The sequence below is a fragment of the Bacillus sp. Au-Bac7 genome, from assembly GCF_021341655.1.
In the GTDB taxonomy this organism is placed as follows: Bacteria; Bacillota; Bacilli; order Bacillales; family Cytobacillaceae; genus Niallia.
The window spans coordinates 50538-76640 of record NZ_JAJTTG010000012.1 but is presented as its reverse complement, the minus strand read 5'-3'; the positions used below and the strand labels follow the sequence as shown (position 1 = coordinate 76640).

Below are 26103 nucleotides of genomic sequence, written 5' to 3'. Positions count from 1 at the left end.
ATTACTTATGACGATTCTTTAGAAAATCCAACAGTTTTTCCGTATCCCACGTATTAATTACTGTATTTTTATTTATCCAGCCTTTTTTCGCTGTAGACACACCGATGCCCATATAAGCAAGCTCCTTCGTGTGATGAGCATCTGTATTGATGACAAGATGAACACCAGCATCCTGCGCTTTCTTAATATTTTCTGCATTCAAATCTAGACGGTTTGGATTGCTGTTCAGCTCAAGTACTGTATTTGTTTCTTTGGCAAGCCTGATTAAATCGTCCATATCCACTTCATAGCCGTCTCTGATTCCGATTTTTCTTCCTGTCGGATGGGCAATGATATCGACATGCTTATTGCGCAGTGCATTCTCGAGTCTTTCCATAATCTTATGCTTAGGCTGAGAGAAGGAAGAGTGGATGGATGCGATAACGATGTCCATTTGCTCAAGAAGCTCGTCATCATAATCAAGTGTTCCGTCCGGTAAAATATCCATTTCAACACCAGCTAAAATGGTAATATCATCGTACTTTTCATTAAGCGCTTTAATAATCTGAAGCTGTTCTTGCAAACGTTCCGGTGTTAAACCGTTCGCCACCTTTAAATAGCGGGAGTGATCTGTAATTGCCATATATTTGTAGCCGCGCTGTCTGTTTGCTTCGATCATTTCTTCGATAGAAAACGCACCATCACTCCAGGTTGTATGCATATGCAAATCACCTTTAATATCTTCAAGAGAGATGATATCCAATTCTTCTTTGAAATCTTCGACTTCCTTGCCATCTTCTCTCATTTCAGGAGGAATGAACGGCAAGCCGAAATAATGGTAGAATTCCTCTTCAGTCGAAAATGTTTCTACTTCCCCTGTTTCAGTGTCTTCCACACCATATTCGCTTATTTTTTTGCCTCGTTCCTTTGCAAGCTGCCTCATTCTCACATTGTGATCCTTGCTACCTGTGAAATGATGTAAGGTTGTTGCAAATTCCTCCGGCTTAACGAGGCGGAAATCAATGGAAACATCAAATTCCAATTCAAGCACAACACTTACCTTCGTATTGCCAGCACCAATGACTTCCTTTATGCCTGGTAGGGTCAGCAATTTGTCTTTTACGTCTGCTGGTGAATTGGTGGCAATAATAAAGTCCAAATCTTTAATCGTCTCCCGCATTCTTCTAATGCTACCTGCACGGGAAAACCTTTCAATCGCTTCTATTTTTTCTAACTCACCTTCAATGGAAAAAGCCACTCGAAGCATATAAGCAAGCGGAAGTCTATCTGGCCTTGAACCAAAGCTGTCAAGCGCCTCCAGTATTTTATCTTCTGTTTTTTTGCCAAAGCCGCTCAAGGATTGGACTTTCTTTTCCTGACACGCAAGCTTCAAGTCCTCTGCATTTTCAATGCCGAGTTCTTTGTAGAGTTTAGCAATCTTTTTGCCTCCAAGACCTGGCAGCTGAAGCAATGGTATTAACCCTTTAGGCACTTCTTCCTTTAGTTCCTTCAATACAGAGGATTCTCCTGTATGGATAAAGTCCTCTATGACAGCAGCAGTGCCCTTTCCGATGCCAGGAAACGCTGTGAAATCTTCTATTTCGTCTAATGTTTGTTCTGTTGTTTCCAACGCTTGTGCTGCTTTGCGAAATGCGGATATTTTAAAGGAGTTTTCCCCTTTTAATTCCATATATATTGCAATTTGTTCTAATTGGCGTACTACTTCTTTTTTTGTTGTCATTGTTATCACCTACATAATCCTGTCATTGATTAGTATGTTTCCCTTAATTCTGTCAAACAATAATATCATAACATGTTCTGCTATTTTTCTATAACAAGTTGCTACTATTTAAGCAAAAAGAAACCCCTCCAGCCTCATAGCCGGAAGAGTTCCTATTGCCTTTAGGAGGCTACGTATTCAAACCAAATTTCCTTGATCTTTTCCGAAAAGTATGGAGTGTTTTCGATAATACCTGCTGCTACAACCGAATTATTCAGATGTGTCTGAATGAACTCAGCAGGAAGCAATGCTGCAATATAAAGCAGGATAAACAGCACCAAATAGGTTTCTACAAAGCCTAAAATTGCTCCGGCCCAAGTGTTAAGCTGCTTCAAGACAGGAAGGCTTGCGACAAAATCGACCATGCTGCCGATGATTTGCCAGATTATTTTCACAGCAAAGAAAATCACTGCAAAAGCGACTGCACGGTAAAATACCTCTTCCAAGTTTGTGCTGCCAAAAAGTCCTTGAACGAAACTGTTCTCACTTGTATTTGTATAAGGTATCCATAAGTTTAATTTAGTTGAGAGCGGTATATAATATTTATTTGCAACAATAAATGCCACGATAAATCCTGTCAAATGAATGATCTGCAGGATAAAGCCCCGTTTCAGCCCTCTCAAGAGACCAAAAACGAGCAGAATGATGACGATTAAATCCAACATGAACTTTTTTTCAGTCCTTTTCTCTATTTAATTCATTTTCCAATTCTTCCACGCGATCTATTAGCTTAATATAGTCATTTACAATATTAACAGCTGTCAGCACTGCTAATTTATTTGTATCAAGGGATGGATTCTTCCCGTAAATCTCGCGCATTTTCTTGTCCACGATAGAGGCAACCAATCGAACATGACTGGAAGATTCTTGGCCGAGTATTACATATTCCGTTCCATATATTTTCACATTCGTACGGTTTTTTTGTGCATCTGACACTATCTTGCCTCCAATCCTTTAAGAATCCTAATCTATATCATACCATGAAGTGACTTTAAGTGGGAAGTCATTGCATGGTAAATACAGCAAGTTTTACAGCTTCTCCCGCTCTCCTCGCAAAAAAAGCTGGCCATACCGGCCAGCTTCCATCTATATTATCCTCTTAACACAGCTCCTGCTTTCTCTTTAACAGCTTCTAAAACTTTGTCATGCGACTTTGTAATCATGTCATCTGTCAATGTTTGTTCTGGATCGAAATATTTTAGAGAGTAAGCAATGGATTTTTTGCCTTCTTCCATTTTGTCTCCTTCATACAGGTCAAACACCTGTACTTCTTTCAGTAAGGAACCGCCTGCTTCAACGATAATTTTTTGGATTTCGCCAGCTGAAATTGTGGTATCAACAACAAGAGCAATATCTCTTGTTACGCTAGGGAATCTTGGAATTGTCGTGTATTGCAAGTCTGTAACTTCAGCAGCAAGCAGCTTGCTTAAATCTAATTCAAAGACATATGTTTCTTTCAAATCAAGCTCATTTTGAACTTGTGGATGCACCTGGCCAGCAAACCCGATTGATTCACCTTTGAACAAAATATCTGCTGTTCTTCCAGGATGCATGCCATCCATTGTTCCGCGCGTAAACTCGATTTCTTCAGAAACGCCAAGCTTCTGGAACAGCCCTTCAAGCACTCCCTTTAAGACGAAGAAATCAACCGGTTTTTTCTCACCTTGCCAGATATGAGAAACCCATGATCCTGTAATAGCACCTGCAACATGCTCTTTTTCTTCCGGAAGCTCATTTTGTGCTGTCTCCAAGAATACAACGCCTGTTTCATAAACAGACAGGCTGTCATTTTGGCGGGCAGCATTATATTTTACTACCTCTAACAGCTGTGGAACGATGCTTTGTCTCAGCAATGCTCTTTCTTCACTCATTGGCATTGCCAGGCGGACTGGATTTCTTTTCTCTAGTGCAAATTGCTGAACTTTCTTTTCACTTGTTAATGCATAAGTGATGGCTTGATATAATCCTGCACCTTCTAAATATTTGCGGACAGCGCGACGCTTTTTCTGATATTCTGACAACGCGCCTGGGATAGCTGCACCGATAGGCAAGGTTGTTGGAATATGATCATAACCGAAAAGTCTTGCTACTTCTTCTGTTAAATCTTCTGGAATAGAAATATCATTTCTTCTAGTCGGCACTGTTACTGTGAAGCTGCCGTTTTCAACAGAAGTTTCAAATTGAAGCCTTTTGAAAATATCTGTCACTTCGCCTTCTGTTAAAGAAGTCCCTAATACATTGTTCAATTTCTCTAAAGTAATCGAAACAATTTTCGGCTCAGCTTTTAGGTTTTCTGCTGCCACTTCACCTTCCAAAACGTCTCCGCCTGCATAAATTTGAAGCAATTGCGCCGCTCTTTCAGCAGCTTGACGAACACGATTAGGATCGATTCCTTTTTCATATCTTGCGCTCGCTTCACTTCTTAAGCCTAGTGTTTTAGAGGATTTACGGATAACTCCAGCTTCGAAATAAGCAGATTCCAAAAGGACTGTTGTTGTATCGCTTTGAACCTCTGAATTTGCACCGCCCATTACACCAGCTACAGCAACTCCAGTTTCACCGTTTGTAATTAGCAAATTGTCTTCTGTCAGCGTTCTTTTTGCATCATCCAAAGTTACGATTGTTTCTCCAGCTTTTGCTCTTCTTACAAGAATTTCTTTTGAACCAAAACGATCATAGTCAAATGCATGCAGAGGCTGACCGTATTCTAACAGAATATAGTTTGTGATATCGACAACATTGTTATGTGGACGGATACCAGCAGCCATTAGTCTTCCTTGCATCCATAATGGTGATGGAGCGACTTTAACGTTTTTAATAATTTTTGCTGTGTATAGTGGTACATCCTCACTGTTTTCCACTTTTACGCTTACATAATCCGCAGCGCTTTCTGCTGTTTTTGGATAGTCAACAGAAGGAAGCTTTACGTCCTTGCCTAAAACAGCTGCAACTTCATAAGCAACTCCTAACATGCTTAAGCAATCTGATCTGTTTGGAGTCAGGCCAAGCTCAAGGACTGCATCATCTCTTTGTAAATACTCAAGTGCATCTCTGCCTACTTCCACATCACCTGGGAACACGAAAATGCCTTCTGAATAATCTTTTGCAACAACTTTTGCTTCAATGCCAAGCTCCTGCAGGGAACAAATCATTCCATTTGATTCCTCACCGCGCAGCTTCGCTTTTTTAATTTTGAAGTTCCCTGGAAGAACTGCTCCAACCTTAGCGACAGCTACTTTTTGGCCAGCATCAACATTTGGTGCTCCACAAATGATTTGAACTGGTTCGCCGTCGCCTACATCTACTAGACATTTGTTCAGTTTATCTGCATTTGGGTGCTGTTCACGCTCTAACACATGACCGATAACGACATTTTTCATGCCTTCATTTAGCACTTCCACACCTTCTACCTCAATACCGCTTCTCGTGATGCGATCAGCTAACTCCTCAGGTGTTATATCATTTAAATCTACATATTCTTGCAACCATTTATAAGAAACTAACATTTGCTATTCTCCTCCAACTCAATATTCTGGCACTGTAAACTGTTTTAAGAAACGGATATCATTTGTATAGAAATGGCGGATATCGTCAATTCCGTACTTCAGCATCGCAATACGTTCTGCACCAATTCCAAAGGCAAAACCAGAATATTTCTTCGAATCAAATCCTGCCATTTCCAGCACATTTGGATGAACCATACCTGCTCCAAGCACTTCAATCCAGCCTGTGCCTTTACATACACTGCAGCCTTTTCCTTTACAGATACTGCAAGAAATATCAACTTCTACAGAAGGCTCTGTGAATGGGAAGAAACTTGGACGAAGACGGATTTCTCTGTCATTGCCAAACATTTTCTTCGCGAACACTTCAAGTGTACCTTTAAGATCGCTCATGCGGATATTTTCATCAATGACAAGCCCTTCAATTTGCATGAATTGGTGGGAATGCGTAGCATCATCATTGTCACGGCGATACACTTTACCAGGACAGATAATTTTAACAGGACCTACGCCCTTATGCTTCTCCATCGTACGAGCTTGCACTGGTGAAGTATGTGTTCTAAGAAGCAGTTCCTCTGTAATGTAGAAAGAATCCTGCATGTCTCTTGCTGGGTGGTTTTTCGGCAAGTTCAAAGCCTCGAAATTATAATAGTCGACTTCCACTTCTGGACCTTCCTCGACTGTATAGCCCATTCCGATAAACAGATCCTCCACTTCCTCAATCACTCTCGTCAAGGAATGATGATTTCCAACCGCAACTGGGCGGCCTGGCAAAGTAACGTCAATTGTTTCTGCTGCAATTTTCTTTTGCACTTCTGCTTCTTCCAGCGTCTTTTGTTTTTCTTCAATATGGCTTGTAATTTCATCGCGGATGACATTAACTAAAGCTCCCATTTTCGGGCGTTCCTCTGCCGATAATTTGCCCATTCCCTTCAACACTTCTGTAATTGGGCCTTTTTTGCCTAAGTATGCAACTCTTATGTCATTTAACTCTTTTACGTTTTCACTGGCTGCTATTGCTGTTAAAGCTTCTGCTTGCAGTTCCTTCAATTTCGCTTCCAATCTCGTTTCCTCCTTTTAATTTTGCATGAATCGTACAAGCTTTCGTAAAACTACTGCTGCTTGAAACATAAAAAAACCCCATCCCAACAAAGGGACGAGGTTTATATATTCGCGGTACCACCCTAATTAACCTGAATTAAGCATTCAAGTTCACTTCATTTGGATAACGGCATAAATGCCGGAACATCTTTACAATTTCATTAATGAAACTGGTCCCGATGCCAACTCAGGAGGTGAACTTCATTTAAGCTGCCAGATAAAAATGCTTTCAGTCAAGGCATTTTCTCCCTAAATCAGCAGGGCTGTAAATTACTTTTCTCCATCAACGTTTATTCATCATGCAATTTGCCATTATTATAGTATATTTTCATGTTCATTTCAAATCCATTTTGCTGTAAGCTTGCAGATTAGGCGAAATGATAGATTAAAATGCCTGCAGCAACTGCTACATTTAAGGATTCACTTTTCCCGTGTATCGGAATATACAGATTTTTATCCGTTGCAGCAAGCACTTCTTTGCTTACTCCGTTTCCTTCATTGCCGACAATTAAACAATAGGAGGATTCAGGTGTTACTTCTCGATAATTGACGCCGTTTTCCAAGCTTGTACCATAAACAGGTATTTCTTTTTCCTTTAATTCTGCAATAAATTGCGGCAAGTTCTGCTTAATAATAGGCAGATGAAAATGACTGCCTTGCGCTGAGCGAACAACTTTCGGATTATATATGTCAACAGTGCCGTCGCCGACAATTACGGCATCAATTCCGGCAGCATCGGCTGTGCGGATGATTGTTCCAAGGTTACCTGGATCCTGAATCTCATCAAGAGCAATAAAGGATTTTCCTGTGGAAAGCACTTGTTCATCAGCATACTGGGTGCATAAAGCCACAATTCCTTGCGGGGTCTCAGTATCTGTTAATTGCAGAATAATTTCCTTCGTTACAATGGTTACAGGAACATCACCGTAATCCCATTTTGGCATTTCTATTTCCTCAGAAATAATCAAGTGCTTAATTGCATTTGCTTTTAGCGCTTCCTCTACTAAATGAAAGCCTTCTACAAGAAAGGTGCCTGTTTTGTCCCTTTCTTTTTTTGTCAGGCATTTTTTCCACTCTTTTATTTGAGGGTTTTTGGCAGATAATATATGTTTCAAATTGTACGTCTCCTCACTTAAGCTAACCATTCTTTCATTTTTTATTATTATAGCGTAAAGAATATACATAATAAACGTTAAATGAGTAATGATATAGTATGGGTTTGTCATATTAGGAAAAAGGAGTGTTATCCATGAATTTAAATTTACGTAATGCGATTATCCATAATGTCTCTGGCAATACACAAGACGAGCTGAAGGCGACGATTGTAGATGCTATCCAAAATGGCGAAGAGAAAATGCTTCCTGGTCTCGGGGTCTTATTCGAAGTAATCTGGAAAAATTCTTCTGAGGATGAAAAGACAGAGATGCTGCAATCTTTAGAATCAGGATTGAAATAAAGAAAAATGGGGGGATGCTAATTCCTCCTTTTTTTTGCCCAAAAATTTTTATTAATAGTGAAACTTCTTTTATCGTCAATCGTATATCCATAAAGCATAACTGCAATGTTATAAACTTTGTATAGCAGGGTATAATTCAGATAGATTTATATGCTATACTACGTGTACTATACGTTTCTATTGGTTTTTTGTGCACATATACATAAAGTAATGTAACTAATAAAGAAAAAAGGTGAAGTTATCTTGACGAAGAAGAAGTTTCATTATTGGCTTTTGCAAGTATTAATAATTGTCGCAATCATTTATGTTTGCACAAAAATATCTTTTTTATTTCAGCCTGTAGCTGTACTGTTTTCTACTTTGTTTTTTCCTATTATTATCACAGGATTTTTGTACTTCCTGTTGAATCCGATTGTCAACTTCTTGCAAAAATATAAGGTACCGAAAACATTAGCTATTATTATTATTTATGTAGTAGTAATAGGTTTAATTATTTTAGCAATCGGCAGCGTTATTCCGATGATCAGCAAGCAGATTACAGAACTATTTAGCAATATACCGAACTATGCAGATCAAGCCATTAGGTTCTTCAATGACTTGAATGATACGAAACAGTATAAATGGCTGCTTAACCAGGAATATGTGACAATGAGCGACATCACAGCCAAGCTCAATGATTTTGCTCAGACAATTCCAAGCAGCATTACAAACAGCATAAGCACCATCATCAGCACAATGACAAATATTACAGTAACGATTGTCACCGTCCCATTTTTGCTGTTTTACAGCTTCAAGGACGGGAACAAATTCCCAGCAGCATTATCAAGGTTTTTCCCTGCTTCTTACCGCAAGGAAGCTACAAAAATACTAAAGGATACTGGTGAAACTTTAGCTGCTTATATTCAAGGACAAGTTATGGTTGCCCTTTTCGTTGGTACACTTGCCTTAATCGGTTACTGGATTATCGGTCTGGATTATGCTTTAGTCATGGCCTTGATTGTTGCTGTAACTAACATTATTCCATATGTCGGACCACTTATCGGCGGAGCGCCTGCTGTTATTATCGCATTGTTCACTTCACCGACTCAGGCTCTGCTCGTTATTATTGTCATCACCATTGCTCAGCAAATTGAAGGAAATATCTTGTCACCGCTTATTTTAGGCAAAAGGCTCGATACGCATCCTGCCACTATTATTGTCCTGCTTCTCGTCGCAGGAAACTTAGCAGGTATACTTGGAATGATTCTAGCGGTCCCAACATATGCTGTTGCAAAAACAATTGTTTTAAATATCAACCGATTCTTGAAAGCGCGAAAAGCGGCAATCTTAAACAATACCCCGCCGCCTCCGCCTATTGATTTACAATAGCAAAAAAAGTTTGCCCAAAATAGGGCAAACTTTTTTTATGTTTATCATTTGCATAATGTCTCGATATGGAGACGAACAGTTTGTTTCACTTCTTCACTCGTAATCACACCGAGTAAGCAATGGAAAGCAAGACCATCAATTAAGGCAAATAGACGCCTTCCTTCCGCTTCTGCAGAAAGCTCCTGCTTCGTGCTGCCGCTTACGATAAGACCTTCTACACATCTTCTTATTCCATGCTGCATTTCTTTTAACACTTCATTACGCTGCTCCACAAGCAATGGATCAGAAATCGACTTTTTCGTAAACTCAAAATAAACCTCCATTTCTTCTTGTTTCTCTTGATTTAACGGAAGCAGCTCGTACAAAATGATGCAAACATCCTCGACTGGTTCTCCTGTCAGCGAAACGGCTGAGATTCTCTCCTTCACCCTTTCAGATGCTAAATTCATCGAGAATTGAAGCAATTCTGTTTGCGTTTTAAAGTAATAGCGGAGTGCGCCGACTGACAGGCCTGCTTCTTCTGCAATATTTCTGACAGAAGCTTTGTCCATGCCAACCTTTCTGATAACACTCCATGTTGCTTTTGCGATTTTTTCTTTTTGTAAAGTATGATTAACAATTTTAGGCATACCAATAGTATAACTCTATTGCTTTTTTAATACAACTGTGCTAATTTGTATTTAATACAGTTGTATTAAAAAGGAGTGTTTCCATGATTGGCATCCTGATTATCATTTGCGAAATTTCTTTTTGGTTATTTGTATTGCTAGGATTGTTTAGCCGTTATGTTCTTGGAAAAAACAAGGTAGGTGCAACATTGCTGCTTGCAACACCAATTATTGATTTACTGTTAGTTATCTTTACTATTGCAGATATAAACAAAGGCAGCGAAATAACGGTTTTCCATGGGCTGGCAGCCGTTTATCTTGGCGTCACCATCGCCTTCGGACACAGTATGATCAAGTGGATGGATGCCCATTTCAGCTACCGGTTTGCTGCAGGAGAAAAGCCTGTAAAAAAATATGGACGGGCGCATGCTAAACAAGAAATTACTGGCTGGCTCCGCCACCTTGTGGCTTTTGCAATTGGTGCTGCATTGCTTTATATGATGACAATATTTATTCCAAAAGAAGATGCAAATACCTTGCTTCGTCTTATCCAAATCTGGTCTGTCGTCCTTGGGATTGATTTCCTCATTAGTTTCAGCTATTGCCTTTGGCCAAAGAAGCAGCGTACGGATGTGTCGAAATAAAAAGAGACCATTTCTGGTCTCTTAAAAACGGTTATTTAAATGTCAATTCCTTCACAGTATCACTGTCCAGCTTTTTAATTACCTCGATTATCAGCTTAACGGCATTTTCATAATCATCACGATGAAGCATTGCTGCATGTGAATGAATATAGCGTGTCGCAATTGTAATAGACAACGCCGGTACTCCATTATGTGTAAGATGGATAGCACCAGAATCTGTTCCGCCGCCAGGCACACTGTCGAATTGATATGGAATATTATTAGCATCTGCTGTATCTGTTACTAAATCTCTTAAGCCTTTATGAGAAACCATGCTTGCATCATAAAGAATAATTTGCGGACCTTTGCCCATTTTGCTCAGCGCTTCTTTTTCTGTTACTCCCGGTGTATCTCCCGCAATACCCACATCTACACCAAAGGCAATATCAGGCTGGATTTTTTGCGCTGCTGTTCTCGCACCGCGCAGACCAACTTCCTCCTGCACTGTTCCAACACCATATACAGTATTAGGATGTTCCGTATTTTTTAAGCCTTTTAAGACATCGATGGCAATCGCACAGCCAATGCGGTTATCCCAAGCTTTAGCAAGCAGCATCTTTTCATTGTTCATTACCGTGAATTCAAAATACGGTACGACCATATCGCCAGGTTTTACTCCCCATTCAAGCACTTCTTCTTTAGAAGCAGCACCGATATCAATAAACATATCTTTGATTTCAACAGGCTTTTTCCGTGCTTCTGGAGAGAGGATATGTGGCGGCTTTGAACCGATTACGCCAGTGATATCACCTTTGCTTGTCACGATTGTTACTCGCTGTGCAAGCATTACTTGTGACCACCAGCCTCCTACTGTCTGAAAGTATAAAAAGCCTTTATCATCAATTCTTGTAATCATGAAGCCAACTTCATCCAAGTGGCCAGCTACCATGATTTTCGGTCCGCCTTCTTTGCCTGTTTTTTTAGCAATAAGACTTCCTAAATTATCAGTAGTCACTTCATCTGCATATTCTGTTATGTATTTTTTCATTACTTCCCGTGGTTCTCTTTCATTTCCCGGTATACCTTTAGCGTCTGTCAGCTCTTTAAGCATCGTCAATGTTTCATCTAGCTTCACGTTACTTCGACTCCCTTATATTAATCATTCAAATCATTCTTATTATACTAATAAATTAAAATTCTTCCTAGCAATTTGTTGGCCTTCCTATAGGGTTCTCTAATAGTATGTTGGAAATCCACTATTTTAAAAGCATAATCTGCACTTTTTTATATTTTTTTTCATAAAATTGAAACCTTATATGTTTTCACACGTATAGAATTAGCTAAAGTTTTATCAAAAGATTTGGAGGCTTTTTATATGATGTGGCTATTGCGCTTGCTGTTATTGGCACTTATCATCTTTATCGTTTATCGCATCCTTTCATATGCTGCAAGTCCTGTACGCAGGCTTGAATTTGCCAAGAGAAGAAACAAGTTTTATATGATTGATGACAAAAAAAATATTAGAATGAACTTGGTTTTCACCTACAACGGCTTTTTATTCGAAGGGGAAAAATATGTAAATCCAAATGATCAGAAAACGGTGAGCAGTATTCTATTATGGCCTGCTGAACCATATGACACTAAACTGCTTGACGGAGATGTACACTTTCTCGAAGAAACACTGAAAGCTGTTTACCCAAATGCAAAGATAAGTTGGAAAAAGTCCTAAAATAAAAAACAAAAAGCTAAAACGAGTGTTTAGCTTTTTTTTCTTGTTTCTTATCTTTAAAAAATTCATGCCATTTTATAATAGTCATTTTCTCTCTCAATACATACACTAATACAGCTAAAGCAAACAGAATGACAATAATCATCGTCGGTGAAAACTGACTGATGAACTGGCCGAAAATCGTATAGAAAAATGCCAGCGGTATATTAGTCATTAACGAAAATTTCATATAATCCTTGAAATTCTTCGTACGTTCAAGCAAACAAAAATTCAATAAATGATAATGGATAAAAGGAATCAGCCTTAATACGGCCACCTGCCCAGTCGTTAGATTGCGATATTCTCCAAACCACTTTTTCTTCAAACCGCTAAGTCGTTGACGTGTTTTAGGCATTCTGTTGATAACAAGAAAGAAAAACAGGCAATTCACTGTCAGTCCTATGACCGAATAAATCGTACCGAATGTTACGCCAAAAAGCACTCCTCCAGCAATACATACAAGCATTGGCGGAATAAATAACACTTGCCTTAACGTATGGAAGAGAATAAACGCAATAGGTGCAAGCACCCCGCCTAATTCTACCATGACAAATAGCATTGATAATTGGTCTTCCATTCTATCACCTTCAATTGTAAGAGAATCATGCTGTTAGTAAAGTGTATAGCCAAACCTTCAAATTTATGCTAATTCCTTTAATATAAAAATAAAAGCTATTGTTTCGACAACAGCTAGCAGCGGCAATCCTACTTTAAAAGCAGCATGCTTTGTTTTATGGCGAAATTGCTTCATTCCCGCAGTCATTCCTAATGCACCGAAAAAAACGGCTATTGTCCACAAGTTTTGTTCACTTATACGATAAGCATGTCTTCTTGCTCTGTCTTTATCTATTTTCATCACAAGATACCCAGAAAGATTAATAAGAAGCCAATACAGACAAACGATTTTAATAGTCATTGCCCCTCTCCCTTTCCTTAAATCTATATAAATAAAAAGAAGGCATGAACCATGCCTTCTTTGTTAAGCTTAAAAAGCTTATTTAATGTTTTGTTTAGCAACAGTTGCTAATTCAGCAAATGCTTTTTCATCGCTTACAGCAAGCTCAGCAAGCATTTTGCGGTTTACTTCGATACCAGCAACTTTCAATCCGTGCATTAAACGGCTGTAAGAAAGACCGTTGATGCGTGCTGCTGCGTTGATACGAGTAATCCAAAGTTTGCGGAAGTCGCGTTTTTTCTGACGACGATCGCGGTATGCATACATTAGGGATTTCATAACCTGTTGGTTAGCAACTTTGTATAATGTATGTTTTGAACCGAAATAACCTTTAGCTAATTTAAGAACTTTTTTACGACGTTTGCGTGTAACTGTACCGCCTTTAACACGTGGCATATTATTTCCCTCCTATTTAGAAAAAATTACTTAATGTTGTCTAATAAATGACGAATGCGTTTGTAATCTCCTGAAGATACTAAAGAACCTTTACGAAGCTTACGTTTTTGTTTTGTAGATTTGTTAGCGAATAAATGGCTAGTGTAAGCATGTGAACGTTTTAATTTACCAGAGCCGGTTTTTTTGAAACGTTTTGCTGCTCCACGGTGAGTTTTCATTTTTGGCATTTCGTATTCCTCCTCGTTTACTTGTCGTTTTTAGGCGCTAAAGTCATGAACATGCTTCGGCCGTCCATTTTAGGATGTGATTCCACAGTGGCAACTTCTGTACAAGCTTCCGCAAAGCGAACTAGTACACGTTGACCGATTTCCTTATGTGTAATGGCACGTCCTTTAAAACGGATGGATGCCTTTACTTTATCGCCCTTTTCCAGGAACTTTATTGCATTGCGAAGCTTTGTATTAAAGTCATGCTCATCAATAGTCGGACTAAGGCGAACCTCTTTGATATTAATGATTTTTTGATTTTTACGTGCTTCTTTTTCCTTCTTTTGCTGTTCAAACTTATATTTCCCGTAGTCCATGATACGAGCTACTGGTGGTTTGGCATTTGGAGCAACAAGAACTACATCAAGATTCACACGTGTTGCAATTTCAAGAGCTTCAAATTTCGTTTTAATGCCAAGCTGTTCACCGTTTTGGTCAATAAGACGAACTTCTCGAGCACGAATACCTTCATTTAAAATCATATCTTTGCTAATAGTTAAACACCTCCAAGGTTAATTGACGAATACAACGTTCGGGTCAAGACCTTATCAAGAAAAGCTTCGCGTCCTTTTCTGTGCTAAGTACCAATTGACACTTGACTCCCCAGTTGAAATCGCAAATTTGGATTTGCATCCAAAATAAAAAGTGTGGGCGACTCAAATCACCCACACTTACGATAACCATAGTAAGACCTAAATTGTTTACGTAATACCTGTTAACTACTTGGAATCCGTGTCAATCAGGTGAGAAGCGGGTGCTTCTTCTTTTCCTCAGAACTTTATATTCAATTTACCTTAGTAACTATATCACAGTCGAAATGGATAAGTCAACGAAAGAATTATCACAACGAAAAAAATTTTATCAAAGTTCTTGCGTTATTGCAATACTTTTTGCATAATTTCCTGTTTTTTCGGTACATCACCGTTTTTTGGAAAGTACTTTTTATTTTTTTACTTCGTCCAAAAGACCTTGCAGGAAGGAATCGAAAGGAATAGTTTCAGACTTCTGCTCTCCGTATTTACGAACATTGACTGCATTTTCTTCCACTTCCTTGTCACCTACAACAAGCATATAAGGGATTTTTTGCATTTGTGCTTCCCTGATTTTGTAACCAATTTTTTCATCACGCTCATCAAGCTCCACACGGAACCCTTGATTTTGAAGCTGCTCTTGCACTTGCTTCGCATAATCAAAATGAACAGAAGGAGATACTGGAATCACTTGAACTTGTACAGGAGCAAGCCATGTTGGGAATGCACCTTTGTATTCTTCAATCAAGAATGCGATGAATCTTTCCATTGTCGATACAACACCTCTGTGGATAACAACAGGACGGTGTTGTTTGCCGTCTTCGCCGACATATGTTAAATCAAAACGCTCTGGCAATAAGAAGTCAAGCTGAACAGTAGACAAAGTCTCGTCTTTGCCAAGAGCAGTCTTAACCTGAACGTCAAGCTTCGGTCCATAGAATGCTGCTTCTCCTTCAGCTTCGTAGTAATCCAAGCCAAGATCATCCATCGCTTCTTTCAACATGCTTTGTGCTTTGTTCCACATTTCATCATCGTCGAAATATTTCTCTGTATCCTGCGGATCACGATAAGACAAACGGAAAGAATAATCTGTCAGATTGAAGTCTTTGTACACATCCAGCACAAGGTTTACAACGCGTTTGAATTCATCCTTAATTTGATCAGGACGGACAAAGATATGAGCATCATTCAAAGTCATCCCGCGGACACGCTGAAGTCCAGATAGGGCTCCAGACATTTCGTAGCGGTGCATTGTTCCAAGCTCGGCAATACGAATAGGAAGCTCTCTGTAACTGTGAATATCATTTTTGTACACAACCATATGATGCGGGCAGTTCATCGGACGAAGAACTAGCTGCTCATTATCCATATCCATTACAGGGAACATATCCTCTTGGTAATGATCCCAGTGGCCGGAAGTCTTATAAAGATCAACACTACCCATGATTGGTGTATAGACATGCTGATAGCCTAATCTTTCTTCTTTATCGACAATGTATCTTTCCAAAATTCGTCTGATTGTTGCACCTTTAGGAAGCCATAATGGCAGGCCTTGTCCAACTTTTTGAGAAGTCATGAACAGATCAAGCTCTTTTCCGATTTTACGGTGATCTCTTTCCTTCGCTTCTTCCAATAGACGAAGATGCTCATTAAGATCTGCTTTCTTGAAGAAGGCAGTTCCATAAATACGCTGAAGCATTTTATTGTCACTATTGCCTCTCCAGTAAGCTCCTGCAATGTTCAATAGTTTGAATTCTTTCAGTTTACCTGTAGAAGGCACATGCACACCGCGGCAAAGGTCAATAAATTCACCTTGCTCATACAATGTAACTGTCTCATTTGCCGGAATTGCTTCAATCAGCTCCAGCTTGTACTCATCATCCATTTCTGTAAAGAGCTTAACTGCATCATCGCGGCTTACTTCTTTACGAACGATCTCCAAGTTCTCATTAATGATTTTAGACATTTCCTTTTCAATTAAAGGCAAATCTTCTGGTGTAAGTGATTTGTCCAAGTCGATATCATAATAAAAACCACCTTCAATAACAGGACCTACTCCAAGCTTTACATTACCATGCAGCCTTTTAATAGCTTGTGCCATCAAGTGGGCAGTACTGTGGCGAAGAATCTCCAATGCCTCTTCTCTCTCAGCTGTAATGATTTCAAAAGAAGCATCCTCAAGGATTGGTCTTCTTAAGTCATATAATCCACCGTTAACTTTACCGGCAAGAGCTTTTTTCTTTAGTCCAGGGCTGATGGATGCTGCGATATCTTCAGTAGTTGTGCCTGCAGCAAACTCCTTTACTGCTCCATCTGGAAATGTAATTTTTATCATTTCTGACATGATATTTCCTCCTTCGTTATACTTGTTTATCTTTTCATGTTAAAGGACCAGAACGCAAAAAAACCCGTCCCTATAGAAAGGGACGAGTTATGTTTATATAATTCGTGGTTCCACCCTAATTCCCGCTCATCCCACTATGGGCATAAACGGCTTTAGTTAAGCAGATAACGGCTGCGGTCCGCCAAACCAATAATAAGGGGGTTTCCCTGTTCCTGGCTGAAGTTTAAAGGTGGTAAGCAATTCTCATCGTGTTAGGAAGCTCCCAGCTAATGCTTCCCTCTCTTAAAACCGTACAAGAAAACTATTGTCCTTATCATAACATGTATTCGATATAGTTATTTTATGTACGTTATTATATGCTTTATGTTTTATAATTGCAAGTAGCCGCGATTCATTTTTTTCTCAATAGTTATTAGAATGTGTGCGGTGTTCCTTGAAAAAATTCCTCCTTGTCCAGAACGCTGACTCTCTCTTCAAAGATGTTCATGATAGTGCGAACAATTGGCTGCTCGCGGTCTTCTGTGTACAGGTGAATCGTTTTTGGCGCAAGGGATAGAAGCGGACCGATTGAAAATGGATCAATATAGACAGATTGATAGGCAAACATCTTGCTGTCGAGTATTTTCATTAAATCCTGCTGAGAGAGTTCCCGATATTCTGAATCATAAAATTGAATTTCTAAGTCGACAAGCACATGAATCGTCTGGACCTTAGGTTTACGTTCTGCAAGAAAGTCCCTTAACGTCTGAATGAACACTTGATACTCCTGTTCCATCTTATATTCATCAATGGCGATTTCCACATAGCCATGCAGCTTTTGGGTATAGTCCTGCAGCCGGAATGTCACAAAGCTATCGAAAGAAAAAGAAAGATTTTCTTTCAGCAGGTCACCAATGGCATGATCGAGACACTCGTGTAAATGAAGCTTGCCAAGCAGGCTTGCTAAATCCTTTCTTTCTTTTTCAAGCAGACTGTGGAGAATCTCAAGAATATGGCGCTGCTCCGCTTCATCTGTATAATAGTATTGCTCTGTCAATACTTGCCTTGCCCACTCCTCTGATTTGTAGTGAAGAATAAACTCCCCTAAAACCATTTTAAGTGTTTGGATAAACAAATTATTTTGCTCAGCACTCCAGCTGAACTTCAAGCGAAATTCCTGTTCTTCTTGAATGGAACTGATGCCCCAATTCGGATATTTATGTTTAAGATTGATCAGCCTAAGCAATTTTTCTCCATCGCCTTTTTTTTGAAAAATGACTTCAATCAATCGTAACCCCCCTTTGTGAAAAAAATCCTTGTTAGAATGTATATGGGGAAACACAAAAAAATAGAAGTGGTGACGATAATCTTCACAAGAAAAAGGCAGGCTCAAATGTTTTAAGCCTGCCTTCATAAAGGTTATTTACGCTTATTTTCGCCTCTCAGATGAACTGGTTCTGCCAAGTATCTGATTCTTTCCATTACCCGCATCGCCTTCATTTTCTCCTCTTCACCGCGCTGTGAATAAGTGAGATGGTATTCTAAACCTGCAAAATCAAAGTTCGAGCTGAATAATGTCGGCAGATTTTCTAGCATTCTAAACTGCAAAATTGGTCCTAAAACTTCATCCCGTATCCAGCTTGACATCGTCTCTGCCCCAATATCATCAAGCATCAGGACTGGTTCTCTTTTAATGCTCTCAATTTTGTCATTTAATGAGTTATCAGCAATAGAACTCTTCATTTCCCTGAATAGTTCCGGCACATACACAATCATGGAAGAAACCTGCATTTGCGAAAGCTCATTAGCAATTGCGCCAAGCATATAGGATTTTCCTACACCAAACTCACCAAAGAAATACAGACCTTTCTGCCGAATTCCAGGTTCGTATTGTTTTACGAAATTAATTGCTGCCCTAACCGCCTGGGCACGCTCTTGGCCTATGTCCAGATTGTTGAATGATGCCTTGAGAATATCCTTAGGCACATGCAAGCTCCGAATAAGCTTTTCCTTTTTCTTTTGGCTGTCTTCCATTATCTTGCGCGGGCAGACATCATATTGAATGTCGATAGCTCCTCTGTTAATTACCAGCTTCGGATGATATCCCTGCATCATGTTAATGCACTCACCTAAACTAGGACAGCTTCGGCACTCTTTGCTTTGGTTTGCATACTCATACAGCTTCATCATGCCTGTTTCCAGCATACGCGGGGTGATAGAATCCTCCTGCTCTTCTAGGAATGATTTAACATCAGGGTGATTCAGCACCTGCTCCTTCATAGCCTTATACCTCTCTTGAAAGCCGCCGTTTGCTCCAAGCTTACGAAGAGTATCATTAATGCTTTCCATATTCGTTCACCACCTATTTCCTTAAGTTTTTTATTTCCTCTTCTAATTCTTTTAGAACGTCGTTATCTACATTCTCCGTATTTGCTTTTTCCGGGGCATCCACTTTTGCATCAGCGGTTTTGTCCACTCCAAACCATTCCGGAATTTTCTCTTTCCGAATGACTTTCCTCGCTGCTTTATTATTGCTGGTTGTATTTTTTCCATTTGCCCAATCTGAATACTGCTGATGCTCTCGTTTAGCGAGCTCCATCGCAGCCTTAACAGTTTGGATTTTCTTTCTCACCCATTGGCCAGCGATTTTTTCTACGTAGCCCTTCGTCAGCTTCATATCTGTTTTCAGCATGACATAATGTATCAAAACGTTAATGACACCAGGAGGGAGCTTTTGGGAAAACATAATTTCTTCAATAATTTGAAGGTCTGCTTTTGAGGGTTCCGCTCCGCCTCCAATATCTTTCAAGAACTGCCTTGGTGAAGTATTATCGAGATAATAAAGGAATTCTTCTTCTTTTGATTTTGGGGCTTCTGTCTGTGTCTGCCACTGAACTGGCTGCGTTCTGTCCACTAACAGCGGATATTTTCCTCCATGCTGAAATTGATACCAGTCTCTTGCGGCTATTCTCAGCTCTTCTATATCAATTTCATCGTTTGGATTAATGGCACTCATCACGATATTCTTCATTTCAATCGGATTAATTCCATACAAAAAGGATAATGTTTGAATGGCTTCCTTTACCTTAGTTGTTATCGCCTTTTTGGAAAGGAAGGATTCATTCAATCCTGCAAGAAGAAGATCAAAATCAAAATCGTTGTTCTCGATTTTAATGCTTTTCTGCTCTCTTTTGCCGATAAGGATGGTTTCCTCATCTAACATCTCGCCGCCTTCCCATTCATATGTCGATCGAACGACACTGGAATGATCAGACATGAATACATCCTGAAACGCCTTCGTGACCGGCTTGTACTCTTTCTCATCAAGCTTGCGTTCTTCTGCAAAGAAGTTCTTCAGCCTGTTATATTGGGCTTTCCCTATTTTTCGAAAAAGATAAACATTTAGTATGCCATCAAGAAAAAACTGTTCAGGTGTTAATGGCGGCTGTAACTCATAAATGAAGGAGCGATTTTCTCCTTCCTTTTTCATATATGTCTTAAGAAGTCCGATTCCTTCCAGCTTTGATCTTGCAGCATATATTTCCTTCAAGCCGCAATCCATAAAGTTCATGAGGCTGTGATGGGAATGATCAGTTGACCATAGACGGTTTTCCTCTACCTCTCCCCATAAGGTCATATACAGGCCAAGACAGGATGTCCCGATAAGCGGCTGATACAAAAAGGTGATTACCTTCCGGTCATACTCACTTAATAGTCCGTTTGTCGATACTTGATATCTGTCGATTGGAAGCAAGTCCTGCCAATGCTGTGACATAACCGTCACTCCTTTGCTATTATTGCTTAAAAAGGCTGTAAAGACTTAGCAGGTTAGAGCCTAAAACAAAGTCAAAAAAGAGCCAAAGAATCCTTCAGCTCCTTTTTCATTTTCAAGTGACCGCTCGAAGTGTCACCTGTGCAGCACCGGTTTGCCTTAATTCTTTTTTATCAGCTCTTTCAGTTCCTCTATAAAAACATTTATATCTTTAAATTGACGGTAAACAGATGCAAAGCGGACATATGCCACTTCATCGACTTCCGCCAAACGATCCATGACCATTTCACCGATGTCTTCACTATTAATCTCCGAAACGGCGTTGCTTCTAAGTTCCTTTTCAATTTCTGCCGTAATGTCTTCTAGCTGCTTTAAAGCAACAGGCCTTTTTTCGCATGCCCTAATGAGACCACGCAGAATCTTGTCACGGCTGAACTCTTCTCGAGTTCCTTCTTTTTTCACAACGATCAACGGTATTTCTTCTACTTTTTCGAAAGTAGTAAAGCGGTAACCGCACTCTTCGCATTCTCTTCTTCTGCGGATTGAGCGGCTGTCATCAACAGGTCGTGAATCAAGAACACGGTTATTATTATGTTGACATGAAGGACATCTCATCTATATCAGCTCCGAATTCATTGTTCGCAATGTATTGATTCCCATTAATATTATCTTATAAAAAAGTGCTAGTTTGTACAAGTGATAGAATGAATTAATTATTTCCTGCTTAAAATTTTATGTCCATTTTTTATGGAAACAATGGAAAATGCAGCATATTTCTTCATGAAAAACTGCCCCATTAAAGCTATGGGGCAACGTAACACATTTTTTAAAGGACCTTCCAGTCATGCAAAATCTGAAGAGCTTGAGCTTGGGAATCTTCAACAGTTCCATTATTGTCGATTATTCTATCTGCCAGCACTCGCTTCTCTTCTAAAGGCATTTGCGCTGCAACTCTTAATTGTGCCTGTTCAAGGCTTAGAGCGTTTCTGTCCATCAGCCGCTGTATTTGAGTATCTTTTTCCACATAGACAAGGACTGTTTTCTCAACTGTGGCATCCAGCTTATTTTCAAACAGTAAAGGTATATCAAGAATTACTGCCGGGCTGCCTGCTTTAACGGCCTCCTCTTGCTTGGCGTTCATTCGGTTTCTTACCTCTGGATGTACAATTCCATTAAGCACAGCCCGCTGTTTTTCATCGCTGAAGACGATTTCGCCGAGCCTAGCCCGATTTAGACTGCCGTCTTCGAGCAAAATTCCAGAGCCAAAATGGGCAACGATTTCACGGTATGCCGGCTCCCCCTTTTCTACAGCTAAACGGGCTTCAACATCAGCATCAATAACGACTAAGCCCAGAGAGCTGAAATAGTTGGATATGGTGCTTTTACCGCTGGCGATGCCGCCTGTCAAGCCTATAATTAAAGTCATTTGTTCTCCTGCCTTTTATTCAATGGTTTCTTTTTTACAGCTTAAAAATACCAATAATAATTAAAATAATTCCTGGGATAAAGGAGAATTTCTCCATATAGCTTTTTTTAGACAGCATTCGTCCGCCAAACATTCCTAACGAAACAAAGGATGTACTCATAATGATGACAGCAAGTGTCAAAAAGAATGGAGAGAATCCTAGCATGGATGCTCCTATTCCTGCCCCAAATGCATCTAATGACAGCGCAAACCCAAGGACTATTGCCTCAACTCCTGTTATAGTTCCAGAGTTGTCAAAATCAGCTGACATCGGTTTTCTTAAAATGTTAATCACAATTCCCAATGACTTAATTTCAAAATTCACCAAGTTTTTTTCTGTGGTAATAATTTCTCTTTCTTTATCCGGCCGAAAAAACTGATATAAGATCCAGATTCCTAAAATAATAAGAATTCCGCCGCCGATTTGTTCGGCAAAATCAGAAGAGAACACTTGTGCAATAACATGGCCTAACAGCATCGAAAGCAGCAGTGTGAATCCAGAACAGCAGGCAATGATGAAAATGGATTTAAAAGGAATCTTCATCTTTCGTAAACCATAAGTGAACCCGACACTGAAATTATCAATACTGACAGCAAGCGCTAATAGGATAAGAGAAAGTACTTGTGACATTTTAAAAAAGCTCCTTCCTAACGGATAGTAATATACTATATGGAAGGAGCCCATCCAATGTTAATGCTAATACTGGCTGCTATTTTTGACAATGCGGACAAAAAACAGTCCCTCTGCCTCCAACAATGATTCTTTCTAATTCGGAGCCGCATTTTTTGCAAGCTTCCCCTTTTCTGCCGTAAACAAAAAGTTCAAGCTGGAACATTCCGATTTGCCCTTGTGTATTAACATAAGAGCGTATCGTGCTTCCGCCTTTTTCCACCGCTTCTGACAATGTCGCTATAATTTCTCTGTACAGAGTCTCTGCTTCTAGATCATTGATCGTGCTCGCAATTCGTTCTGGATGAATGCCGCTGCGGAACAATGCCTCATCTACATAAATATTTCCGAGTCCAACGACAATCTTTTGATCAAGCAAGGCTGTTTTGATGCTTCTTGTCGTGCGTCCAAGCCTTTCCTTGAAGTTCCCGATTGTAAATTCAGAGTCAAAAGGCTCCGGACCAAGCTGGGAAAGGGGAAGGGTATGGTGCTCCTCCCCTTTTTTAAATAGATGCATCGTTCCGAATTTGCGGACATCCTTATATCGCAACTGTGAGTCGTCTTCAAAATAAAAAATTACATGTGTATGCTTGTCAACAGGATCGTCCTTTTGGAACAACCCGTACCGTCCTTCCATCCGCAAATGAGAGACAATTGTAAAATCAGTTGTTTCAATGAGAAGGAACTTGCCTCTCCGTTTAATATCTTCAATCCTTTGTCCAACAAGAGCATCGGAAAACTCCTCGACATTTTCCGGTCTTTTTATCATCTTCGCCCACGATACAGCAACCTCTTTGATTACCTTATGCTGTGTGAGCTCCTTTAACGTCCGTCTGACTGTTTCTACTTCTGGTAATTCAGGCAACTTCATTTACCTCTTTTCTATTACTTAGCATCAAACCATGTGTCACCATACGAATAGTCCACCTTCAACGGAACACTAAGTTCCACTGCGTTTTCCATCACGTCTGGCACAATTTCTTTCAGCTTTTCGATTTCATTCTTTGGTGCTTCAAAGATCAATTCATCATGCACCTGCAGCAGCAGTTTTGCTTGCAAGCCTTCTGATTCCAAACGCTTCGCCATTTCAATCATCGCTTTTTTAATAATATCTGCCGCACTGCCCTGTATTGGCGTATTCATCGCAGTTCTTTCTGCAAAGCTGCGCAAATTGAAGTTTCGGCTTGTAATATCAGGCAAGTATCTTCTTCTATGAAGCAATGTGGACACATAGCCTTGCTGCTTTGCGTCTGCCACAATCTCCTCCATATAGTTCTTAACGCCAGGATAGCTCTCCAAATATCTTTCAATAAACTTCCCAGCTTCCTTTCTCGTGATACTCAAGCTCTGTGATAAGCCGTAATCACTGATACCATAAACAATGCCAAAGTTAACTGCTTTAGCGTGTCTTCTCATATTAGAGGTTACTTCATCTGCTTCCACATGGAAAACAGACATTGCTGTTTCTGTATGGATATCATGATCCTCCCTAAAGGCCTCAATCAGCTTCTCATCATTGGCAATATGAGCAAGCACCCGAAGCTCAATTTGGCTATAGTCAGCAGCAAATATAATCCAATCCTTCTCAGAAGGAACGAATGCTTGCCTAATTTTTCTGCCTTCCTCAAGTCTGATTGGAATGTTTTGCAGATTTGGATCAATGGAGCTCAATCGGCCTGTTTGTGTCAACACCTGATTAAAGCGAGTGTGAATTTTGCCGTTGTGAACCACTTTTTGCAATCCTTCAATATATGTGGACTGAAGCTTTCCAAGCTGTCTGTATTCAAGAATTTCCTTAATCACATCATGGGAGCTCGCCAGCTGTTCTAAGACATCTGCTGAAGTGGAATAACCTGTCTTTGTCTTTTTAACGACAGGAAGACCAAGCTTTTCAAACAGGATAACCCCCAGCTGCTTAGGAGAATTGATGTTGAACGTTTCGCCAGCCAATTCATAAATACGCTCTTCAATACTTTTAAGCCTGTCATTGATTTCTGCACCCATCTTTTGAAGTCTTTCTACATCAACCTCTACTCCTGTTGATTCCATATCTGCTAGTACAAGACTAAGTGGCATTTCCAGCTCATAGAATAGTTCCTCTTGACCATTCTTCTTAAGCTCTTCTTCCATTTTGTCCTGAATGGCAGAAAGGGCAAATGTTTTGCGGACAAGATGGTCTGAAAGCATGTCTTCCTCTGGCACCTTTCGTTTAGCTCCTTTACCATAAAACGCTTCATCCGATTGAATATTCGTGAAGCCGTACTTTTTAGAAACAGACGCAACATCCTCGATGGATGCAGATGGATCTGCAAGATACGCCGCAATTAAACAGTCGAATGTGATGCCTTTCAAATGAATGCCCTTATGTCGGAGAGCTACCTCTGATCTTTTCGCGTCATACACTGTCTTCTGCTTTGACTCATCCTCTGCCCATTCCTTAAAGGCTGCTGATTCTAGGGCTGATTCAATCGGCAAATAAAATGCCCCTTTTTCATTCACTAACGAGATTCCGATAATTGGCGCATAATGATAGTTATCTTCTAACACTTCCACATACAGGACGTTCTCGTCGGCAAAAATATCTGCCGTAATCTCCTTCACATGTTCAAATTCAATTTGTTCCAGCTCTGCAGCTTCTTCCACAGGTGCATCTCCAAGCTTGTCCAAAAGAGAATTAAAGCCGAGCTCCTTGAAAAATGGGCGGAGCTTCTCTTCGTTCATGCCCGGAAATTCCAGTTCCCCTAATCCTACAGTTAACGGAGCCTCTCTTGTAATCGTGGCCAGCTCCTTGCTCATTAACGCTTGGTCTTTGAATTCCTCGAGTTTTTCTTTCAGCTTTTTACCACTGACTTGATCGATGGACTGCAGAAGATTTTCAAGTGTTTCAAATTCCTTCAACAGCTTAATCGCCGTCTTTTCTCCGACTCCTGGCACCCCAGGAATATTATCAGAACTATCACCCATTAATCCCTTCATGTCAATAATCCGGTCTGGAGTCAAGCCGTATTTTTCTTGAATATGATCAGGCGTATATGATTCAATATCTGTAATCCCTTTTCTCGTAATGTAAACAGTCGTTTTATCTGAGCTCAGTTGAGTCAAGTCTTTGTCACCTGATATAACAACAACCTCATATCCATCCTGTTCGCCTTGCAAGGAAAGTGTACCGATAATATCATCTGCTTCATAATTCTCCAGCTCATAGTGGCGGATGCCATATGACTGTAAGAGCTCCCTTATATATGGAAACTGCTCCGATAATTCAGGCGGAGTCTTTTGACGACCTCCCTTATATTCACTGAAGGTTTTATGCCGGAATGTTGTTTTGCCAGCATCAAAAGCAACGAGCATATGTGTCGGCTTTTCATCCTCCAATATTTTCATCAGCATCATTGTAAAACCGTAAACTGCATTTGTATGTACACCTTTGTCGTTGTTCAGCAGGGGCAAGGCAAAAAACGCCCTGTATGCAATGCTGTTCCCGTCAATCAGAATCAGTTTTTTCTTCAAATTCAGTTCCTCCATTCCTTATGTTCCTCT

26 protein-coding genes and 2 other annotated features are annotated in these 26103 nt (G+C 39.9%); of the genes, 4 read left to right on the top strand and 22 right to left on the bottom strand.

The window, feature by feature from the left end; genetic code table 11:
* Position 1: 1 nt before the first annotated feature.
* The 6 genes from polX to LXM54_RS22350 all read right to left on the bottom strand — a co-directional run bounded on the left by polX (position 2) and on the right by LXM54_RS22350 (position 7478).
* A complete protein-coding gene (gene polX / locus LXM54_RS22375) occupies positions 2 to 1720 on the bottom strand; it encodes a DNA polymerase/3'-5' exonuclease PolX (protein ID WP_233317521.1) in 1719 nt (572 codons plus the stop codon).
* Between the two features lie 161 nt (positions 1721 to 1881).
* Positions 1882 to 2424, bottom strand: coding sequence for a CvpA family protein (locus LXM54_RS22370; RefSeq protein WP_233317518.1), 543 nt, complete (start codon positions 2422 to 2424; stop codon positions 1882 to 1884).
* A gap of 10 nt (positions 2425 to 2434) precedes the next feature.
* Positions 2435 to 2695 (bottom strand): cell division protein ZapA, encoded by a 261-nt coding sequence (gene zapA, locus LXM54_RS22365; protein ID WP_233317516.1) that lies wholly within the window; start codon positions 2693 to 2695, stop codon positions 2435 to 2437.
* A gap of 155 nt (positions 2696 to 2850) precedes the next feature.
* Positions 2851 to 5265: a phenylalanine--tRNA ligase subunit beta gene (gene pheT / locus LXM54_RS22360; protein ID WP_233317515.1), complete on the bottom strand. Its 2415-nt coding sequence runs from the start codon at positions 5263 to 5265 to the stop codon at positions 2851 to 2853.
* A gap of 18 nt (positions 5266 to 5283) precedes the next feature.
* Positions 5284 to 6324 carry a phenylalanine--tRNA ligase subunit alpha gene (pheS, locus tag LXM54_RS22355; RefSeq protein ID WP_233317512.1) on the bottom strand — a complete coding sequence of 347 codons (1041 nt, stop codon included), beginning with the start codon at positions 6322 to 6324 and terminating at the stop codon, positions 5284 to 5286.
* A gap of 87 nt (positions 6325 to 6411) precedes the next feature.
* Positions 6412 to 6659, bottom strand: a binding site (T-box leader).
* A gap of 72 nt (positions 6660 to 6731) precedes the next feature.
* Complete coding sequence (locus LXM54_RS22350; protein WP_233317510.1) at positions 6732 to 7478, bottom strand: TrmH family RNA methyltransferase; 747 nt, start codon at positions 7476 to 7478, stop codon at positions 6732 to 6734.
* A 134-nt stretch (positions 7479 to 7612) separates the two neighbouring features.
* Between LXM54_RS22350 and sspI the strand changes: the two genes are divergently transcribed.
* Together sspI and LXM54_RS22340 are read left to right on the top strand one after the other, a co-directional pair.
* The gene (sspI, locus tag LXM54_RS22345) at positions 7613 to 7819 is read left to right on the top strand and encodes a small acid-soluble spore protein SspI (protein ID WP_233317507.1); all 207 of its coding nucleotides are present in this window, start codon (positions 7613 to 7615) and stop codon (positions 7817 to 7819) included.
* Between the two features lie 243 nt (positions 7820 to 8062).
* Positions 8063 to 9187 (top strand): AI-2E family transporter, encoded by a 1125-nt coding sequence (locus LXM54_RS22340; RefSeq protein ID WP_233317505.1) that lies wholly within the window; start codon positions 8063 to 8065, stop codon positions 9185 to 9187.
* Between the two features lie 44 nt (positions 9188 to 9231).
* Here LXM54_RS22340 and LXM54_RS22335 read toward each other — a convergent pair whose 3' ends face one another.
* Entirely contained in the window at positions 9232 to 9816 is a 585-nt protein-coding gene (locus tag LXM54_RS22335; RefSeq protein WP_233317496.1) for a TetR/AcrR family transcriptional regulator, read from the bottom strand.
* Positions 9817 to 9899: 83 nt separating this feature from the next.
* Between LXM54_RS22335 and LXM54_RS22330 the strand changes: the two genes are divergently transcribed.
* Positions 9900 to 10439: a hypothetical protein gene (locus LXM54_RS22330; protein WP_233317494.1), complete on the top strand. Its 540-nt coding sequence runs from the start codon at positions 9900 to 9902 to the stop codon at positions 10437 to 10439.
* Between the two features lie 31 nt (positions 10440 to 10470).
* Here the strand turns inward: LXM54_RS22330 and LXM54_RS22325 are convergent, their stop codons facing one another.
* A complete protein-coding gene (locus tag LXM54_RS22325; protein ID WP_233317564.1) occupies positions 10471 to 11529 on the bottom strand; it encodes a M42 family metallopeptidase in 1059 nt (352 codons plus the stop codon).
* 264 nt (positions 11530 to 11793) lie between these two features.
* Between LXM54_RS22325 and LXM54_RS22320 the strand changes: the two genes are divergently transcribed.
* Positions 11794 to 12147, top strand: a complete 354-nt coding sequence (locus tag LXM54_RS22320) for a sigma-w pathway protein ysdB (RefSeq protein ID WP_233317492.1) — start codon at positions 11794 to 11796, stop codon at positions 12145 to 12147.
* Between the two features lie 16 nt (positions 12148 to 12163).
* On the opposite strand, the gene LXM54_RS22315 is transcribed toward LXM54_RS22320, so the two are convergent.
* From LXM54_RS22315 to polA, 14 genes are all read right to left on the bottom strand, one after another.
* On the bottom strand, positions 12164 to 12763 hold the full coding sequence (locus tag LXM54_RS22315; protein WP_233317490.1) for a TVP38/TMEM64 family protein: 600 nt from the start codon (positions 12761 to 12763) through the stop codon (positions 12164 to 12166).
* A gap of 63 nt (positions 12764 to 12826) precedes the next feature.
* The gene (locus tag LXM54_RS22310; protein WP_233317488.1) at positions 12827 to 13102 is read right to left on the bottom strand and encodes a DUF1294 domain-containing protein; all 276 of its coding nucleotides are present in this window, start codon (positions 13100 to 13102) and stop codon (positions 12827 to 12829) included.
* 78 nt (positions 13103 to 13180) lie between these two features.
* Positions 13181 to 13537 carry a 50S ribosomal protein L20 gene (gene rplT, locus LXM54_RS22305; RefSeq protein ID WP_127737091.1) on the bottom strand — a complete coding sequence of 119 codons (357 nt, stop codon included), beginning with the start codon at positions 13535 to 13537 and terminating at the stop codon, positions 13181 to 13183.
* 26 nt (positions 13538 to 13563) lie between these two features.
* Positions 13564 to 13764 (bottom strand): 50S ribosomal protein L35, encoded by a 201-nt coding sequence (gene rpmI / locus LXM54_RS22300; RefSeq protein WP_101175729.1) that lies wholly within the window; start codon positions 13762 to 13764, stop codon positions 13564 to 13566.
* 17 nt (positions 13765 to 13781) lie between these two features.
* Positions 13782 to 14285, bottom strand: coding sequence for a translation initiation factor IF-3 (gene infC, locus LXM54_RS22295; protein WP_233317485.1), 504 nt, complete (start codon positions 14283 to 14285; stop codon positions 13782 to 13784).
* A 151-nt stretch (positions 14286 to 14436) separates the two neighbouring features.
* Positions 14437 to 14575: a sequence feature (ribosomal protein L20 leader region), on the bottom strand.
* A 170-nt stretch (positions 14576 to 14745) separates the two neighbouring features.
* Entirely contained in the window at positions 14746 to 16677 is a 1932-nt protein-coding gene (thrS, locus tag LXM54_RS22290; protein ID WP_233317484.1) for a threonine--tRNA ligase, read from the bottom strand.
* A gap of 412 nt (positions 16678 to 17089) precedes the next feature.
* On the bottom strand, positions 17090 to 17944 hold the full coding sequence (ytxC, locus tag LXM54_RS22285; protein WP_233317481.1) for a putative sporulation protein YtxC: 855 nt from the start codon (positions 17942 to 17944) through the stop codon (positions 17090 to 17092).
* Between the two features lie 131 nt (positions 17945 to 18075).
* On the bottom strand, positions 18076 to 19005 hold the full coding sequence (dnaI, locus tag LXM54_RS22280) for a primosomal protein DnaI (protein WP_233317480.1): 930 nt from the start codon (positions 19003 to 19005) through the stop codon (positions 18076 to 18078).
* 13 nt (positions 19006 to 19018) lie between these two features.
* Positions 19019 to 20431: a replication initiation and membrane attachment family protein gene (locus tag LXM54_RS22275; RefSeq protein WP_233317477.1), complete on the bottom strand. Its 1413-nt coding sequence runs from the start codon at positions 20429 to 20431 to the stop codon at positions 19019 to 19021.
* 156 nt (positions 20432 to 20587) lie between these two features.
* Positions 20588 to 21043 (bottom strand): transcriptional regulator NrdR, encoded by a 456-nt coding sequence (gene nrdR / locus LXM54_RS22270; protein WP_233317475.1) that lies wholly within the window; start codon positions 21041 to 21043, stop codon positions 20588 to 20590.
* Positions 21044 to 21254: 211 nt separating this feature from the next.
* Positions 21255 to 21854, bottom strand: a complete 600-nt coding sequence (gene coaE / locus LXM54_RS22265) for a dephospho-CoA kinase (protein ID WP_233317465.1) — start codon at positions 21852 to 21854, stop codon at positions 21255 to 21257.
* 34 nt (positions 21855 to 21888) lie between these two features.
* A complete protein-coding gene (gene ytaF, locus LXM54_RS22260; protein WP_233317463.1) occupies positions 21889 to 22524 on the bottom strand; it encodes a sporulation membrane protein YtaF in 636 nt (211 codons plus the stop codon).
* Between the two features lie 79 nt (positions 22525 to 22603).
* A complete protein-coding gene (mutM, locus tag LXM54_RS22255; protein WP_233317461.1) occupies positions 22604 to 23428 on the bottom strand; it encodes a DNA-formamidopyrimidine glycosylase in 825 nt (274 codons plus the stop codon).
* Between the two features lie 20 nt (positions 23429 to 23448).
* Positions 23449 to 26073, bottom strand: a complete 2625-nt coding sequence (polA, locus tag LXM54_RS22250) for a DNA polymerase I (protein WP_233317458.1) — start codon at positions 26071 to 26073, stop codon at positions 23449 to 23451.
* Between the last annotated feature and the right edge of the window lie 30 nt (positions 26074 to 26103).